The 18,727-nt window shown below is 35.7% G+C and carries 14 protein-coding genes; 12 read left to right on the top strand and 2 right to left on the bottom strand.

The genetic code is table 11. From position 1 onward, the window contains the following. Positions 1 to 237 precede the first annotated feature (237 nt). From fdhF to MKO96_RS23635, 7 genes are all read left to right on the top strand, one after another. Complete coding sequence (fdhF, locus tag MKO96_RS23665; protein ID WP_240588867.1) at positions 238 to 3,174, top strand: formate dehydrogenase subunit alpha; 2,937 nt, start codon at positions 238 to 240, stop codon at positions 3,172 to 3,174. A gap of 12 nt (positions 3,175 to 3,186) precedes the next feature. Then, positions 3,187 to 3,669 carry a helical membrane plugin domain-containing protein gene (locus tag MKO96_RS23660; RefSeq protein WP_240588866.1) on the top strand — a complete coding sequence of 161 codons (483 nt, stop codon included), beginning with the start codon at positions 3,187 to 3,189 and terminating at the stop codon, positions 3,667 to 3,669. 156 nt (positions 3,670 to 3,825) lie between these two features. Continuing rightward, positions 3,826 to 5,697, top strand: a complete 1,872-nt coding sequence (locus MKO96_RS23655) for a glycerophosphoryl diester phosphodiesterase membrane domain-containing protein (RefSeq protein WP_098096014.1) — start codon at positions 3,826 to 3,828, stop codon at positions 5,695 to 5,697. A gap of 370 nt (positions 5,698 to 6,067) precedes the next feature. Then, positions 6,068 to 7,201, top strand: a complete 1,134-nt coding sequence (ald, locus tag MKO96_RS23650; protein WP_001219749.1) for an alanine dehydrogenase — start codon at positions 6,068 to 6,070, stop codon at positions 7,199 to 7,201. Positions 7,202 to 7,304: 103 nt separating this feature from the next. After that, entirely contained in the window at positions 7,305 to 8,720 is a 1,416-nt protein-coding gene (locus tag MKO96_RS23645; RefSeq protein ID WP_048562855.1) for an amino acid permease, read from the top strand. Between the two features lie 256 nt (positions 8,721 to 8,976). Beyond that, the gene (locus tag MKO96_RS23640) at positions 8,977 to 9,354 is read left to right on the top strand and encodes an ArsR/SmtB family transcription factor (protein WP_000290207.1); all 378 of its coding nucleotides are present in this window, start codon (positions 8,977 to 8,979) and stop codon (positions 9,352 to 9,354) included. A gap of 23 nt (positions 9,355 to 9,377) precedes the next feature. Further along, the gene (locus tag MKO96_RS23635) at positions 9,378 to 11,744 is read left to right on the top strand and encodes a heavy metal translocating P-type ATPase (RefSeq protein WP_240588865.1); all 2,367 of its coding nucleotides are present in this window, start codon (positions 9,378 to 9,380) and stop codon (positions 11,742 to 11,744) included. Between the two features lie 201 nt (positions 11,745 to 11,945). Here the strand turns inward: MKO96_RS23635 and MKO96_RS23630 are convergent, their stop codons facing one another. Beyond that, positions 11,946 to 13,409: a nicotinate phosphoribosyltransferase gene (locus MKO96_RS23630; RefSeq protein ID WP_240588864.1), complete on the bottom strand. Its 1,464-nt coding sequence runs from the start codon at positions 13,407 to 13,409 to the stop codon at positions 11,946 to 11,948. A 199-nt stretch (positions 13,410 to 13,608) separates the two neighbouring features. Here MKO96_RS23630 and MKO96_RS23625 point away from each other — a divergent pair, with 199 nt between their 5' ends. The 3 genes from MKO96_RS23625 (at position 13,609) to MKO96_RS23615 (ending at position 16,880) form a co-directional block, all read left to right on the top strand. Beyond that, positions 13,609 to 14,868 carry a tetratricopeptide repeat protein gene (locus MKO96_RS23625; protein WP_240588863.1) on the top strand — a complete coding sequence of 420 codons (1,260 nt, stop codon included), beginning with the start codon at positions 13,609 to 13,611 and terminating at the stop codon, positions 14,866 to 14,868. A gap of 14 nt (positions 14,869 to 14,882) precedes the next feature. Continuing rightward, the gene (locus MKO96_RS23620; RefSeq protein ID WP_000733137.1) at positions 14,883 to 15,011 is read left to right on the top strand and encodes an NprX family peptide pheromone; all 129 of its coding nucleotides are present in this window, start codon (positions 14,883 to 14,885) and stop codon (positions 15,009 to 15,011) included. Positions 15,012 to 15,179: 168 nt separating this feature from the next. Continuing rightward, a complete protein-coding gene (locus tag MKO96_RS23615) occupies positions 15,180 to 16,880 on the top strand; it encodes a M4 family metallopeptidase (protein WP_240588862.1) in 1,701 nt (566 codons plus the stop codon). A gap of 63 nt (positions 16,881 to 16,943) precedes the next feature. On the opposite strand, the gene MKO96_RS23610 is transcribed toward MKO96_RS23615, so the two are convergent. Then, a complete protein-coding gene (locus MKO96_RS23610; protein ID WP_240588861.1) occupies positions 16,944 to 17,492 on the bottom strand; it encodes a TVP38/TMEM64 family protein in 549 nt (182 codons plus the stop codon). 399 nt (positions 17,493 to 17,891) lie between these two features. On the opposite strand from MKO96_RS23610, the gene MKO96_RS23605 reads away from it, so the two are divergent. Further along, positions 17,892 to 18,410 (top strand): RNase A-like domain-containing lipoprotein, encoded by a 519-nt coding sequence (locus tag MKO96_RS23605; RefSeq protein WP_240588860.1) that lies wholly within the window; start codon positions 17,892 to 17,894, stop codon positions 18,408 to 18,410. A gap of 15 nt (positions 18,411 to 18,425) precedes the next feature. Continuing rightward, positions 18,426 to 18,698, top strand: a complete 273-nt coding sequence (locus tag MKO96_RS23600; protein WP_000288799.1) for a hypothetical protein — start codon at positions 18,426 to 18,428, stop codon at positions 18,696 to 18,698. Positions 18,699 to 18,727: the final 29 nt, after the last annotated feature.

Here is an 18,727-nt window from a genome sequence, read left to right as displayed (position 1 = left end):
AACACCTATTAGCAAGGAAATCACAGATTATTTTGGTTATTATTGTATATGTACGATATAATAGAACCGTAGAATAGTGATATTTTCAAGCTTTCGTAGTTATACCTTATAACATCTAGAATCGACTTCATAAGAAAAGTATTCGGGCAGAGCGTTTCAAAAATATGTACAGTAATGCGATTTTGAAAACGGATTCATAATTGTGTTGTACAGTTGGTTGTAAGGAGAGGGGAAACTATGGCAGAACAGACAGTCCGTGTAACCGTGGATGGTAAAGAATTTTCCACATCGGGTGAAAAGACGATACTACAATTATTTAACGAGAGTAATTTGGAACATCCTCAAATTTGTCATGTACCAGAAGTAGATCCAATTCAAACTTGTGATACGTGTATTGTAGAAGTAAATGGGAAGTTATTGCGTGCTTGTTCAACGAAATTAGAGAACGGTATGCATATCGAAAGACAGTCCCAGCGTGCAAAAGAGGCACAGACTGAGGCAATGGATCGAATATTAGAGAATCATTTATTGTATTGTACCGTTTGTGATAACAATAATGGTAACTGTAAAGTCCATAACACGGTACATATGATGGGAATCGAAGAACAGAAATATCCGTATGAGCCGAAAGTAAGTGCTTGTGAAGTGGATATGTCACATCCGTTTTATCGGTATGATCCAAATCAATGTATTGCTTGTGGACAGTGTGTAGAAGTATGTCAAAACTTACAGGTTAATGAAACTATATCGATAGACTGGAACTTAGATCGTCCACGTGTTATATGGGATCATGGTGTAAGCATAAATGACTCATCTTGTGTGAGTTGTGGGCAATGTGTAACAGTATGTCCATGTAATGCGTTAATGGAAAAATCAATGTTAGGTGAAGCTGGATTCATGACAGGATTAAAACCAGATGTGTTAGATCCGATGATTGATTTTGTAAAGGATGTAGAGCCTGGATATAGTAGTATTTTGGCAGTTTCAGAAGTAGAGGCTGCGATGCGTAAGACGAAAGTTAATAAAACAAAAACAGTTTGTACATTTTGTGGTGTCGGTTGTTCCTTTGAAGTATGGACAAAAGATCGTCATATATTAAAAGTACAACCTGTTTCAGATGCACCTGTTAATGGTATTTCCACATGTGTAAAAGGTAAATTTGGATGGGACTTTGTAAATAGTGAAGATCGAATTACGAAGCCATTACTTCGCCAAGGAGATATGTTTGTTGAAGCTTCATGGGAAGAAGCATTAGAAGTTGTTGCTTCTAACATGCAGCATATTAAATCTCAATATGGCAGCGATGCATTTGGATTCATTTCTTCATCGAAAGTAACGAATGAAGAAAATTACCTTATGCAAAAACTAGCTCGACAAATATATGGAACGAATAATGTAGACAACTGTTCTCGTTACTGTCAGTCGCCAGCGACAGATGGTTTATTTAAAACTGTCGGTATGGGCGGGGATGCTGGAACAGTGAAAGATATAGCTGAAGCAGGACTTGTCATTATCGTTGGTGCGAATCCAACAGAAGGACATCCTGTACTTGCGACGCGTGTAAAACGTGCTCATAAATTACACGAACAAAAACTAATTGTAGCAGACCTCCGTAAACATGAAATGGCAGAGCGTGCGGATTTATTTGTTCATCCGAGCCAAGGAACGGATTACGTATGGCTTGCTGGTATTACGAAATATATTATTGATCAAGATTGGCATGATAAAAAGTTCATAGCTGAAAACGTAAAGAATTTTGATGAATATAGCAAAATGGTAGAGAAATATACGCTGGACTATACAGAGAAAATTACAGGGATTTCGAAAGAAAATCTGAAAGAAATGGCTCGTATGGTATATGAAGCAGATGGTACTTGTATACTTTGGGGAATGGGCGTAACTCAAAATACAGGAGGAAGTACGACGTCCGCTGCAATTTCAAATTTACTACTTGTTACGGGTAACTACCGTCGTCCTGGTGCAGGTGCATATCCATTACGAGGACATAATAACGTACAAGGTGCTTGTGATATGGCAACATTACCAAACTGGCTTCCAGGTTATCAAGCAGTATCAGATGATACGCTTCGTGCTAAGTTTGAAAAAGCATATGGTACAACTATTCCGAAAGCGCCAGGATTAAATAATATTGCAATGTTACTTGCGGCAGAAGAAGGAAAACTACGTGGTATGTATGTCATGGGTGAAGAAATGGCTTTAGTCGATTCAAATGCGAACCATGTACAACATATTTTATCGAATTTAGACTTCCTCGTTGTTCAAGATATGTTCTTATCAAAAACAGCTCGTTTTGCTGATGTTATTTTACCGGCAGCACCAAGCTTAGAAAAAGAAGGAACGTTTACGAATACAGAGCGCCGTATTCAAAGATTATATGAAGTATTGAAACCGCTTGGTGATTCCAAACCAGATTGGTGGATTTTGCAAAAAGTTGCTCGTGCACTGGGCGGGAATTGGAATTACGAAAGTCCGAGTGAAATTATGGACGAAATCGCATCACTTGCACCGTTATACTCTCAAGCGACGTATGACCGTCTAGAAGGATGGAATAGTTTATGTTGGGGTAGTCATGATGGTAGCGATACACCGTTATTATATGTAGACGGATTTAACTTCTCAGATAAACTTGCTCGTTTATCATTAGATGAATGGGTACCACCGGTTGTAGCACCAGATGAGTATGATTTACTTTTAAATAATGGACGCATACTTGAGCATTTCCATGAAGGGAATATGACGAATAAGTCGGCTGGTATTTTATCTAAAGTATCTGAAGTATTCGTTGAAATTTCACCGGAACTTGCTATAGAGCGCAATGTGAAAGATGGTGGTCTTGTGGAATTAGCATCACCATTTGGGAAAATTAAAGTACAAGCGCTTATTACAGATCGTGTAACGGGGAAAGAGCTATATTTACCGATGCATGCAACGATAAATGAAGAAGCGATTAATATTTTAACTGGGACGGCAACAGACATTTATACGTGTACACCGGCGTATAAACAAACGATGGTGAAAATGCGTGTATTACGTGAAAAAGGAAACCGCCCGTTACCATCTTCGAACCCGCGAGATAAAAAGCGTAATCCGCAAAATGGTGTTGAAATCGAGCAAAAGTGGCAAAGAAAACAATACGTATCACTTGTGGACTAGGGGGCGGAGATAGTGGCGAAAGAAATTACGTTAATAAAAAAGAAAGTTGTAACAGAGGAAGAACAGAAACAGCAATTAGCAGATGAACTTCTAAATGAGCTATCTAATAATCGTGAAGCAGTAGAAGAAACGATGCAGCTTTTAGCACAGTTGCAGAAGGCTGGGATATTAGATGCAGCGATTAGTTTACTTGCTGCGAAGGAAGATGTTTCAAAAATCGCTGTGGAGCAATTAAATCGTGAACCAGTTAAAAATGCACTCAACAATATGATGGGAGCGGGGGAAGCGCTATCTGCAGTTGACCCAGAAGTAACAAAGCAAATCACATCGAGTTTAGTTACTGGATTGCAATTTGCTACAGAGGAATTAAATAGTGGTAAAAAAACAAAAGTGATGGATTTCTTTAAAGTGTTAAAAGATCCAGATATCAATAGAGCTATTACATTCGGTTTTAGCTTCTTGAAAGCATTTGGGCAAGGATTAGAGAAAAAATAGAGTAAATGAAAAAAGTGATGGGAAGTAGCCATCACTTTTTTCATTGTATGTATAAGAGTGTTCATGTTAGGCGGAATATATTATTATTAAAAAGATGGATTAGAAATGGAAATATGGAATCCATCTCAAATATCGTTTTAGAATGTGGAGGAATATATGCAACACCGTAAAAGACTATCTATACCAGGAGTAATGAGACATTCCTTTCAAACTGTTAGATTTGCTTTTTGGAATGTGTTAACATTCCAACTTGCTTATAAATTGTTAGCAGCGATTGTGTTTATCCCACTTTTCGGTATTATTTTCAATAAGTTGTTGTACTTTGGTGGGTATGCAAATGCAACAAATGATGAGTTATTAGCATTTTTGAAAACACCATACGGGATTTTGGCGATTGTAATTTTATCTATATTGGCATTGTTTCTTATCTTTACAGAGTTTGCAGTACTTATTATCATTTCGTACTTCGCTCATAAAAGGCAAAAAGTGAGATTACGTCCAATTTTGTATAAAACAGTAACGTATTTACCTTCCCTGTTTACATATTGCTTACCTGGATTTGTTTTGTATGCAGTTGTACTATTACCACTATTAAGTATGGGGTATAAATCTGCATTGATTCCTGAAATTCAAATTCCTAATTTTATTACAGGTGAACTATTTAAGACAACAATGGGGCAAGTTGGATATTATACTTTCTTTGCTGTAGTTGCCTATTTGAATCTTCGTTGGATTTTTGTTTTACCTATTATAGTTTTAGAGGAAAAGCCGTTCCGTACGGCAGCACGAAAAAGTGCGAACTTAGTAAAAGAAAGCTTTTTTAAAGTATTGTTCTTTTTAGTAGGTTTTTTCATATCTGTAGGAATTGTCTTTCTTTTATGTGTAGGAATTTATCTACTTTGTCTGTGGGGAGTATATGAATTTACAAACCCCGAAGGGACATTTGCACTACTAGCAGAGTCAACTATTTCAGTCTTCCTAACAAGTACATTGTATCTATTTAGCTTTATTATGACGCCGTTTTATATTATGGCGTTAACAAGATTGTATTTACAAAAGGTTCCGGTTGAAGATGTTTTATTAGAAGAAGGATTAGATTATTCGAAAACGAAAGCAGATAAATGTTTCTTCCAAAAACATCGTTGGAAATTTATTGGCGTATATATTGTAGGAATTATTACTGCGGGAATGGTTGTTGCTTTCATTGTGACCTTTATTACAAACACATATAAAGAACCAATTATTATGGCGCATCGTGGTTATATTTCAAAAGGTGTAGAGAATACGAAAGAAGCTGTGCAGGGGGCTATTGATGCGAAAGCAGACTACGCTGAAATTGATGTACTGCAAACGAAAGACGGTGAACTAGCAGTTATACATGATTTGAAGCTCAAACGTCTTGCTAATGCTAATGTTCATGTGTCAGATTTAACGATGGATGAGTTAAGGCAGCTTACTCTTAGTCAAGACGGATTGTCAGGACAAATAAGTACGCTGGATGAAATCATTAAGCTGTCAAAGGACAAAATTAAACTTAATATTGAAGTGAAGCTTCATGGTGGCGAAAAAGATTTCGTAAACAAAGTATTAAAAGCGATTAAAGATAATGAATTTGAGAAGCAATGTGTCATTCAAACGCTACACTATCCGCTTATTAAAGAGTTTAAACGTGCAAATCCAAATATAAAAGTAGGATATATACTGTATGCAAGTAGAGCCAACTTAAAGAATGTGAAAGCTGATTTTTATGTAGCGGAAGAATACATGTTAAATAAGAAATTAGTAAAAGAAGCAAGGAAGTTAAATAAGCCAATTTACGTATGGACGGTAAACGATATGGAAAGTTTAAAGGGATATTATAAGTTAAACGTAGATGGTATCATTACCGATTATCCTGAAGATGCACGTGAAACAATTAAGATGTTAAAAGAACAAGAAGCGGAAGAAAGTGATCTGTTTGATAAAATTAGTGAAACAACAGATGATTTATTTTCCAAGTTATTTATAAGTTATCCAGCTGCTGGCTAAATGCCCGCAGCTGTTTTTTGTATGACAAGAATATATCCCTAAAGTATTGTGTAAATTAATAACTGTATATGTATACGGCATCCTTGGGGTTTCTTACATTGTTACATTATTGTCGAATAATAAATGATTGCTACTTATTTTTAAGGAGTATAATAAAAATAGAGTTATAGATAATGGGATGTAACGAAGAGGCTAATAGAATCAATGTTCCATATATTTACACTATTCTAAATATATAAACTTTAAAAAAATGATATGTTAGCGTTTTCATAATTTTTAAGTTATGCTAGAATAAGGACATAAGTTATTAATTATTACAAAAAGAAAAAAGACTTTCTTTTTTCTGTTAATTATAAGGGGGCATTTCATTATGCGTATTGGGGTACCAGCAGAAATTAAAAACAACGAAAACCGTGTGGCAATGACACCAGCAGGTGTTGTACATTTAATTCGTAACAATCACGAAGTATTCATTCAAAAGGGTGCAGGTCTAGGATCTGGTTTCACAGATGCTCAGTATGTTGAAGCAGGAGCGAAAATTGTTGATACGGCTGAAGAAGCTTGGAACATGGAAATGGTTATGAAAGTTAAGGAACCAGTTGAAAGCGAATACAAACACTTCAGCGAAGGTTTAATCTTATTCACATACTTACACTTAGCTCCAGAACCAGAATTAACAAAAGCGTTAATTGAGAAGAAAGTTGTTGCGATTGCATACGAAACAGTACAATTAGAAAACCGTTCTCTACCATTACTTGCACCTATGAGTGAAGTAGCTGGTCGTATGGCTGCACAAATTGGTGCACAATTCCTTGAGAAAAACAAAGGCGGTAAAGGTATCTTACTTGCAGGTGTTCCAGGGGTTAAACGTGGTAAAGTAACAATCATCGGTGGTGGACAAGCTGGTACAAATGCTGCTAAAATTGCAGTTGGACTAGGTGCGGATGTAACAATCATCGACTTAAGTGCAGAACGTCTTCGTCAATTAGATGACATTTTCGGAAACCAAGTAAAAACTTTAATGTCTAATCCTTACAATATTGCAGAAGCTGTAAAAGAGTCTGATCTTGTAATCGGTGCAGTATTAATTCCAGGTGCAAAAGCGCCAAAACTTGTAACAGAAGAAATGATTCAATCAATGGAACCAGGTTCTGTTGTTGTAGATATCGCGATTGACCAAGGTGGTATTTTCGAAACAACTGACCGTATTACAACTCATGATAACCCAACTTACGAAAAACACGGCGTTGTTCATTATGCAGTTGCAAACATGCCAGGTGCGGTTCCACGTACATCAACTCTTGCATTAACAAACGTAACAGTACCATATGCAGTGCAAATTGCTAACAAAGGCTACAAAGAAGCTTGCCTAGGCAACTCTGCATTACTAAAAGGTATTAACACATTAGACGGCTATGTAACATTCGAAGCAGTTGCAGAAGCTCACGGTGTAGAGTACAAAGGTGCTAAAGAATTATTAGAAGCAGAAACAGTATCTTGCTAATAGAAGCATTATACAAAACAAAATCGAACAATATATAAACCAACATGATAAGAGCTAAGAGTGAAGATCTCTTAGCTCTTCTTGGCAAAAGGGGGCATACATCGTGGCCAACCTATTTAAAAAGAAATCCGTTACGCAATTGTTAGGGGAAAGTAAAAGTAAAACTTTAACGAAAACGCTAGGGGCATTCGACCTAACAATGCTAGGGATTGGTGCGATAATCGGTACAGGAGTTCTAGTATTAACAGGATTAGTAGCAGCAAGAGATGCTGGTCCAGCAGTTATTTTTTCATTTATGATTGCAGCAATTGTTTGTGGATTTGCAGCTTTATGTTATGCAGAGGTTGCATCTACACTTCCGGTTTCAGGTAGTGTGTACACATATTCATATGCAACAATTGGTGAGTTTGTTGCCCATTTAATGGGATGGACATTGTTATCCGTATATGTCGTAACAACTGCCGCAGTAGCTGGCGGATGGACGGGTTATTTCAATAACTTAGTTAGTGGATTAGGACTTGAAATTCCTAAAGCCTTGTTAACGATTCCGTCGCAAGGTGGTATGGTGAACTTACCCGCAATTATCGTTACGTTGGTGATAACTTGGTTATTATCACGAGGTACAAAAGAAAGTAAGCGTGTGAATAACATAATGGTATTAATTAAAATTGGTATTGTTGTTTTATTCATTGCAGTTGGTGTATTCTACGTAAAACCAGAAAACTGGATACCATTTGCACCGTACGGCATAAGTGGAGTCTTTGCCGGAGGAGCAGCAGTATTCTTCGCTTTCTTAGGGTTTGATGCATTAGCAACTTCTGCTGAAGAAGTAAAAAATCCGCAACGTGATCTGCCGATTGGTATTATTGCTTCATTAGTCATTTGTACAATCATTTATGTTGTAGTTTGTCTCGTTATGACAGGTATGGTTTCTTATAAAGAATTAGATGTACCAGAAGCTATGGCATATGTGTTAGAAGTTGTAGGACAAGACAAAGTAGCAGGTATAATCGCAATTGGAGCTGTAATTGGTATTATGGCTGTAATTTTTGCTTACATTTATGCAACAACACGTGTATTCTTCGCGATGAGCCGTGACGGTTTATTACCAAAATCATTTGCAAAAATTAATAAGAAGACAGAAGCACCAACATTTTCAGTTTGGTTAACAGGAATTGGTAGTGCATTAATTGCTGGATTTATCGATTTAAAGGAATTGTCAAATTTAGCGAATATTGGAGCGTTATTAACATTCGCCATGGTTGGTGTAACTGTTATCATTCTTCGTAAAACGCATCCGAAATTACAACGTGGATTTATGGTACCACTTGTACCGATCTTACCGATTATTTCAGTTGCATGTTGTCTATTCTTAATGGTAAATTTACCGTTAAAAACATGGATATACTTCGGTGTTTGGTTAGCAATTGGAGTAGTTGTATACTTTGTTTATTCGAAAAAACATAGTCATTTAAAAGACGATGGAAGTTCGCAGGATAATTTAGAACAAGCTAATTAAAAGCTTAATTAAAAGGGATATAAGTATAGTAAGCCTTGTGCGTCTAGGGAACGCGCAAGGCTTTTTTCTTTTGTGCAAAATGCACATCCTTTTTTGTATGAGAATGTAATGGATGCGGAAAATATGTATACGTCTTATTAAAATGTTCGAAAAAATGTATGAGATTTCATTGACACATATGAATAGACGCTCATATAATAAAAGTATAAGATATATGAATGATTGTTCATATGTTCAAATGAAGAGGTGAGCTATAATGGCTGTAAATAAAGTAGAAACACCACAAGAGACATGCTCTCAAACGATAATTCATGAAGAAGTTGTTGATCAAGTAAAACAAACAATTCCAACTGATGAAAGTTTAAGTAAAGTAGCAGAATTATTTAAAGTATTAGGCGATCGTACACGGACGAGAATATTACATGCATTATTTGAAGCTGAAATGTGTGTTTGTGATTTAGCTTATTTATTAGGAATGACACAATCATCTATTTCGCATCAGCTTCGTGTGTTAAAGCAAGCGAAACTTGTAAAGAATCGTAAAGAAGGAAAGGTCGTTTATTATTCGTTAGCTGACCAGCACGTAATTCATATCTTCGAGCAAGCGTTTGAACACGTAAACGAGGAAGAATAAAAAGAACGCGAGGAGGGAGAACGATGGCTGAAGCATTAGTGAAAAAGAAACTGGTGTTAGAAGGTTTAGATTGTGCGAACTGTGCAATGAAAATTGAAAAAGGCGTTGGGAATATAGAAGGAGTAAATTCTTGCTCTGTAAATTTCGCGACAAAAACAATGGTTTTAGAAACAGCACAAAATAAAGAAAGTGAAGTTGTTACAGAAGCAAAACAACTCGTTACAAAATTAGAACCGCATATTAAAGTACAAGAAGAACAAAAAAATAAAGTTGCAAAAGAAGTATTTATATTAGAAGGTTTAGATTGCGCGAACTGTGCGATGAAGATTGAAAATAAAGTGAAGGAAATGCCGGCTATTTCAGCAGCAACTGTTGATTTCGTATCAAAGAAATTAAGAGTTGAAGTAGCGAATAAAAGAGAATTAGAAGCGACTGTAGCAAATATAACAAATGTCGTACAAAAGTTAGAACCAGATGTGAAAGTTGTTCGTGAAGAAAAAGGTGGTCATGACCACGGACATAGTCACGACCATGGTGAAGCAAATGTGAAAAAGATGGTAGGACGATTAGTGGTCGGCGGAATTTTGACAGCAATTGCTGCATTAGCTGGCTTACCACAAATGATAACAATTCCGTTATTCGTCCTTGCGTATTTATTAATAGGCGGAGATATCGTTTGGAGAGCGGTAAGAAACATAACTCGCGGCCAAGTGTTCGATGAGAACTTCTTAATGGCAATTGCAACACTAGGAGCTTTTGCGATTCAACAATATTCAGAAGCTGTTGCGGTAATGCTATTCTATCAAGTAGGAGAACTATTCCAAAGTATTGCGGTCAATCGCTCCCGAAAGTCAATTACTTCATTAATGGATATCCGTCCTGATTATGCGAATGTGAAGGTTGGAAATGAAACGAAACAAGTATCACCAGAAGATGTACAAATCGGCGATTATATTATCGTGAAGCCTGGTGAGAAAGTACCATTAGACGGAAAAGTAGTTGAAGGAACATCAATGGTAGATACTTCAGCATTGACTGGTGAATCTGTACCACGTGAAGTCGAAGTTGGAAATGATGTATTAAGTGGTTTTGTGAATCAAAATGGTGTATTAACAATTGAAGTGACAAAAGAATTTGGTGAATCAACTGTATCAAAAATTTTAGATTTAGTTCAAAATGCAAGTAGTAAAAAAGCGCCAACAGAAAACTTTATTACGAAGTTCGCGCGTTACTACACTCCAGTTGTAGTTATTACAGCAGCGATCATGGCGTTTATTCCACCACTTATTTTAGAAGGAGCTACATTCTCAGAATGGATTTATAGAGCTTTAGTGTTCTTAGTAATCTCTTGTCCATGTGCGTTAGTTGTATCTATTCCTCTTGGATTCTTTGGAGGAATTGGTGGTGCATCTAAAAGTGGTGTGTTAATAAAAGGAAGTAACTATTTAGAAGCTTTAAATGATGTGAAATATATTGTTTTTGATAAAACAGGAACATTAACAAAAGGTGTCTTCAAAGTTACAAAAATGGAACCAAGCGAAGGTATTGCAAATGAAGAATTATTAGAGTATGCAGCATTTGCTGAAGTGTATTCTAATCATCCAATTGCACAATCTATTCGAAAGGCATATGGAAAATCAATTGATGAAAAAATAATCGATGATTATAACGAAATTTCTGGTCACGGTACAGTCGTAAAAGTACAAGGAAAAGAAATTTTTGCAGGTAATGCTAAATTAATGAGAAAAGAAAACATTACATTTAAGCAACCAGAAACGGTAGGTACATTAGTTCACGTTGCTGTAGATGGGGAATATGCAGGTTATATCGTTATCTCTGATGAGGTAAAAGAAGATTCAAAACAAGCAATTCAAAAATTAAAAGAACTAGGTATTAAGAAGACAGTCATGTTAACGGGTGATGCAAAATCAGTTGGTGAGGCTGTTGGTAAAGAATTAGGTTTAGATGAAGTTCACGCAGAACTATTACCGCAACAAAAAGTCGAAGAGATTGAAAAAATTGATGCGGCGAAGAACGGAAAAGAAAAAGTTGCTTTCGTTGGTGATGGTATTAATGACACACCGGTATTAGCAAGAGCAGACGTTGGTATTGCGATGGGTGGTTTAGGATCAGATGCAGCGATTGAGGCGGCAGACATTGTTATTATGACTGATGAGCCTTCAAAAATTGCGACAGCCTTAAATATTGCAAAACGCACACGACGCATTGTATGGCAGAATATCATCTTTGCATTAGGGGTAAAAGGATTAGTTTTATTACTTGGTGCTTTTGGTATTGCAACAATGTGGGAAGCTGTCTTCTCAGATGTTGGTGTGACACTACTTGCAGTGTTAAATGCAATGCGTGTACTACGGGTGAAAGATTTATAAAAAAGAGGACGCAACCTGCGTCCCCTTTTTTAGGTTATTTTGTTGAAATTGACTCAATAAAATAATAACAAATATTATTTTACAAATAAATAACGTAATATTAAAATTTACAAATAAAAAATATTTGTCTTACTATTTTAATATATTTTTCACAAAGATACATATCGTATTGAAAAACAGAGAAGGAGAAGCTTCTCTGTTTTATTTTTGTATATTTTTTTCAACTTGCTCTCGAACAGTTTGAATGTAATTCATTTTATGATCCCAGCATTCTTGACTTAAATCGACAGGGTACTCTTCGGGATTTAAAGTTCGCATATATTCTTCCCAAAATAGTGCGAGACTCTGTTCATTATATTTTTGAATATCTAATATGTTTGGTAGTTCATATGTTCTTTCGCCGTTAACGAAAATGTCTTTATGCAGTTCGCGAGCTTCAAAGTTTGTTACAAATTTACTTATATACGTGTGAACAGGATGAAACATTTTTAAACGTTCTTCTTTTCCTGGTTCTTCAGAATCTAATGCAATATAATCGCCTTCTGCATGATCGTTAACTCGATTGATAATGCGATAAATTCGTTTCAGTCCTGGAGTTGTAATTTTTTCAGGGTTAGATGAAATTTTAATTGTATCATTTAACTTTCCATCAGTATCTTCAATCGCAACTAGTTTATAAACGGCCCCTAACGCTGGTTGTTCAAAGGACGTAATTAATTTTGTTCCAACGCCCCATACATCAATTTTTGCGCCTTGAGATTTCAAATGCATAATTGTGTATTCATCTAAATCGCTAGAAGCAATAATTTTTGTATGTGTAAATCCAGCTTCATCTAGTAGTTTTCTTGCCTTTTTAGATAAATAAGCCATATCACCACTATCAAGGCGAATGCCGTAAAAATCGATACGATCTCCAAACTCTTTCGCGACGCGAATTGCATTTGGAACACCTGATTTTAAAGTATCGTATGTATCAACGAGAAAGACGCATTTTTTATGAGTTTCAGCGTATTTCTTAAACGCGACATATTCATCGCGATAAGCTTGAACGAAAGAGTGAGCGTGTGTGCCGGCTACAGGTATTCCGAAGCGTTTTCCAGCACGAACGTTACTCGTAGATGAGAAACCACCAATAAAGGCAGCTCGTGTGCCCCAAAGAGCTGCATCGAACTCGTGGGCACGTCTTGTACCGAATTCTAAAAGTTCATCATTATTTGCAGCGTGCTTCATACGAGCAGCTTTTGTCGCAATTAATGTTTGGTAATTCACGATGTTTAACAGGGCAGTTTCAATAATTTGTGCTTCACCGAGCGGTGCATCAACACGTAATAAAGGCTCGTTATTAAATACCACTTCACCTTCTTGCATACTTCGAACGGTCCCAGTGAATTTCATATTTTGTAAATACTGAAGGAATTCTTCTTCAAATTGTAATTCTGCTAAATAAGCGATATCGCTTTCCGTAAAGCTGAAGTTTTCTATGTACTCTACAATCTTTTCAAGGCCAGCAAAAACAGCATAACCGTTCTCGAATGGAAGTTTTCGAAAGTATAAATCAAACACCGAGCGGCGATTATGAATGCCATCTTTCCAATATGTATAGGCCATATTAATTTGATATAAATCTGTATGTAAGGCATAGCTATCGTCTTTATAATAAGTCATCGCGAAAACACCTCCATAATTTGGTTATAGTATACCAATTTTTCACCGCTCGTAGCAAAGAAAGGATATGAAGGTAGAGTCAAGAGGGAAAAAAATGAAATAATGCATATTTTTTAGAAAATTAACATTTATCAATTTATATTTCTCAAGATTTTATGTATTATTAGAGTAATGGGGGTAATGAGAATGGAGGAGGACAATGCAACAAACATTAGAAAAAATAGGCAAACAAGTCTTTTATAAACGGCTACAGCAAAAAATGACACAAGAAGAATTATGTCAGGGCATTTGTTCTGTCTCATACTTAAGTAAGATCGAAAATGGGAAAATCGAAGCATCAGAAGAAATTCTACAATTGCTCTGCACAAGGTTAGAAATTGCCGTGACGGATTTGAGAGATGTAGAAGAAGATGTGAAGGGGAAGCTAGATGAATGGTTGAATGCACTAGTTCATTTGGACAAGCCACAAGTAGAGCGCATATATGAAGAATTACAAGGTGAAATGAAGCATGTTTTGGATTTTGAAATTATAAATTATTATAAACTGCTGTATACACGTTATTTAATGATGAAGCGGGATCTCCCTGCTGTTGAAGAAGAATTGGACGGATTGAAGAAAGTGTATAAGAAATACTCGCCTTTTCAGAAGATGTTATATACGTATAATAAGGCATTATTATATTCTGTGCAGTACAAATATACGCAAGCATTAGAGTATTTGTTAAAAACAGAATCGATGGCGAAAGAGTTAGGATATTATGAAACAGGAATATATTATAATTTAGCATTGACATATAGTCAGATGGAAATAGATCATATGACATTATACTTTGCTAATGTGGCATTAGAAGGTTTTAAAAGCGAATATAAATTTAGAAATATAATTAATTGTAAGTTTTTAATTGCGTTTAGTTATACTAGAAAAAAACAATATAATGAAGCTATGGAAATCTATAATCATATCATAAGAGAAGCAACTTCTTTTGCTGATAAAGATAATATTCTTTCTATTGCTTTAAATAATATTGGTTATCTGTACTACCGACAAAAAAATTATGCCAAGGCGAAAGAGTATTATATAGAATGCTTAAAATATAAAAAAGAAGAGGATATGAACTATATTGATGCTATGTATGAGCTTTCGTTACAGTGTATTCAATTAGGAGAAATCGAGGAAGCGGCTAAATGGATTGAAAAAGGCATCATTGCCGCAAGGAAAGATGATAGATATAAAGGGATGCTATATTTATTATTAAGTTTACGATATAAGTATTTTGAAGAAAGAGATGTTTATAAAAAATTTCTAGAAATAGAAGTAGTTCCTTTCTTTAAAGCAGAGGAAAATATAAAAGATTTAAAGAAAATATACTTAGAACTAGCTGAATACTTAGAAGAATGTTCAGATTTTAAAGAAAGTAATCGCTACTATAAGTTAGCGATAAATTTATTAGAAGAATAAGGAGGAGAAATAGTATGAAAAAGTTAATTGCAGGAACATTTGTAGTTATGGCGATTGCGGCGGTGGTATTGGATATTCAGTATGCGTGGAAGCCAGATACTCTTGGTCAAGAAGCTAAAACAGTTCAACAAATTAATTCATAATTGAAAACCCCTTTCCAATCGGAAAGGGGTTTTTTCAATATTTGTTCCTCAAAATTCTACAAAACTTGAGAAAAAAATTATTTGAATTTTTAGTATATTATTAGTGGAAACATAGTGCTACGATAAAACTACTCTTTTTCAAAAAAATTTTTATTAGGGGGAAGGTTCATGAAAAAGAAAAGTTTAGCATTAGTGTTAGCGGCAGGAATGGCAGTTACAACGTTTGGAGGGACAGGCTCTGCGTTTGCAGATTCTAAAAATGTGCTCTCTACGAAGAAGTACAATGAGACAGTACAGTCACCGGAGTTTATTTCTGGTGATCTAACTGGAGCGACTGGTAAGAAAGCGGAATCTGTTGTGTTTGATTACTTAAACGCAGCAAAAGGTGATTATAAGTTAGGGGAAAAGAGTGCGCAAGATTCTTTCAAAGTAAAACAAGTGAAAAAAGATGCTGTAACTGATTCAACAGTAGTACGTATGCAACAAGTATACGAAGGAGTACCTGTATGGGGCTCTACGCAAGTAGCTCACGTAAGTAAAGATGGTTCTTTAAAAGTATTGTCTGGAACAGTTGCGCCTGATTTAGACAAAAAGGAAAAGCTGAAAAATAAAAATAAGATTGAAGGCGCAAAAGCAATTGAAATCGCGCAGCAAGATTTAGGTGTAACACCGAAATATGAGGTAGAACCAAAAGCGGACTTATATGTATATCAAAATGGTGAAGAAACAACATATGCATACGTTGTAAATCTAAACTTCTTAGATCCAAGCCCAGGAAACTACTACTATTTCATTGAAGCAGAAAGCGGTAAAGTATTAAATAAGTTTAATACAATCGATCATGTGACGAATGATGATAAGTCACCAGTTAAACAAGAGGCTCCTAAGCAAGATGCAAAAGCAGTTGTAAAGCCTGTAACAGGAACAAATAAAGTAGGAACTGGTAAAGGGGTATTAGGAGATACGAAATCGCTTAATACAACGTTATCTGGATCATCATACTACTTACAAGATAATACACGTGGGGCAACAATTTTCACATATGATGCGAAAAATCGTTCAACATTACCAGGAACATTATGGGCAGATGCAGATAATGTTTTCAATGCAGCGTATGATGCAGCGGCGGTAGATGCTCATTACTATGCAGGTAAAACATATGATTATTATAAAGCTACATTTAATAGAAATTCTATTAATGATGCAGGAGCGCCGTTAAAATCAACAGTTCATTACGGAAGTAATTATAATAATGCATTCTGGAACGGATCACAAATGGTATACGGAGATGGTGATGGTGTAACGTTTACTTCATTATCTGGTGGAATTGATGTAATTGGTCATGAATTAACGCATGCTGTTACGGAAAATAGCTCGAATTTAATTTATCAAAATGAATCAGGAGCATTAAATGAAGCAATTTCTGATATCTTTGGTACATTAGTAGAGTTCTATGATAACCGTAATCCAGATTGGGAGATTGGTGAAGATATTTACACACCTGGTAAAGCAGGAGACGCGCTTCGCTCTATGAGTGATCCGACGAAATATGGTGACCCAGACCATTATTCTAAGCGTTACACTGGTTCAAGTGATAACGGTGGAGTTCATACAAACAGTGGTATCATTAACAAACAAGCGTATTTATTAGCAAATGGTGGTACACATTCTGGTGTAACTGTAACTGGTATTGGTAAAGATAAGTTAGGTGCAATTTATTACCGTGCAAATACACAATATTTCACGCAATCTACTACATTTAGCCAAGCTCGTGCTGGTGCAGTACAAGCTGCAGCTGATTTATATGGTGCGACTTCTGCGGAAGTAGCAGCAGTGAAGCAATCATTTAGTGCTGTTGGTGTAAACTAAGGGTTTAAGAGAGTATTATTAATAAAATACTTCAAAAATAAAGAAGGAGCCTATGCTCCTTCTTTATTTTTTTCTCCATTTTTTCCACAAATAAAACAATCCAACACACCCCGCTATTGTTACAATCCACTTCGCTTCATTCGTTCCATTCATGACATGATAGGCAGAATATACTTCGATTAACAAAGCCGGTATTTTCCCTATTGTGCTGGCAATACTGAAAGAGAGTAGTGACATTTTGCCTAGAGCGGCAAATAAAGTAACGATACTTGATGGGATGAAAGGTATGAATCGAAACGATAGAACGAGTAGAAAGGCTTCTCTACCTTCTACATAAAGTAGGCGTTCTACCTTTGGATACTTATTTACTTTGTTGTGAGTGAATTTCTGAAGGCCTATACGATAAATATAAAACGCGATAATAGCCCCTAATGCCTCACCAGCGATCGAAATAATAGTTCCGTTTGTTACACCAAAGAGCTGTATGTTAATAGCGGTCAAAAAAATACTAGGGATAAAACCTAGAAGACTGATGATGACGTTAATTAAGATACTAAGTGGAATTGCGATTGAATAATAGTCTGTTAAGAAGTTTTGAATTGTTTCAGCCATTGTTTAAAATCCTTTATCTTTTTTTGCATTACACCATATTTCTATTGTGTAGGCAAGTGCAAATTTACATAATGTAGGAAACTGTTGATAAAACACCGTTTATATACCTTATTAGGGTATTGGGTATATAAAATGAGGGGTATATTTTTATGGTTTGAAAAACACCGAACGAACCCCGTAATTACAGGGTTCGTTCGGTGTTTTAAGTGGTGTTTTAAGTCGGGAAATAATCAGTAAAATACAGGGGTATATTTCGGAGGGGATCCAAAATAGTAGTTTGATGAAACTAGGGTGGTAATATGGCAAAATTGATGAGGAATTTAAAAAGTGTATATGTTTTTTCGTTGTGAAATTGACTTTTAGTGAAGTTACGATAATAATCATGGAAGAGGTGATATGATGAAACGAATAAGTAGTCTTCTCTTGAGTAGTTTATTGGCATTAATGCTGATCTTAAGTGGATGTGCAGGAAAAGAACAAAAAACAGAGAAACAAACAGGGAATCAATCGACATCAGTAGAAAAAATTAGTGATAATATTTTAGATGAAATGGAAGGGCCACCTAAAAATGGTCATACGATTGAAAGACATGTAGGAAAATCAGAAGAGGATTTGAAGAATCGCTTGAAGACAGATAAAGTATCAGCGGCAAGTACATACTATGATAAGGAAACAGCGACGAAAGCTGTAAAAGATAGTTTGAAGCAGCATGAGAAGGAAATTCAAGATTGGTTAAAAAATTCTAAAGAGGCTCGTCTCGTATTAAATACAACTCATTCATTCCCAGTTGGAAAAACGGTAATAAAGAAAAATATGAATGTAAAAGACAAGTTAGTAAAAACTGTTACTGTTTTGGCGAGAGATAAGTCAGGAGATTTAGGATATAAGATCATTACTTCTTATCCATCTGATAAATAAGAAGGGGGAGTAAATATGTATACGACATTACAATATTTTCTCAAATCGTATTGTACGTTAAGTATCCATGAGGATGAAATAGTAGGCGTGATGGAAGAGTTTATAGAGCAAGAAGATGAAGAAATTGTTTTGAAATTACGCGATGAATTATTATATATGAAGAAAAAGAACGCTTGGGAAGAGGCGTGCGTATTAGCTGCGAAGCAAGGAAATCGCATGTGGTCTTTAGAAGAAACGAAAGACCATCTTGAAGCTTTTTTACTATTATTGCAAAAGAAAAAGGCGTGAATAGATCACGCCTTTTTTGTTTGCAAATT

Source organism: Bacillus sp. ES1-5, from assembly GCF_022487605.1.
GTDB classification, from domain to species: domain Bacteria; phylum Bacillota; class Bacilli; order Bacillales; family Bacillaceae_G; genus Bacillus_A; species Bacillus_A wiedmannii.
The sequence above is the reverse complement of the archived record's forward strand: the minus strand, read 5'-3'. Positions and strand labels throughout refer to the sequence as shown.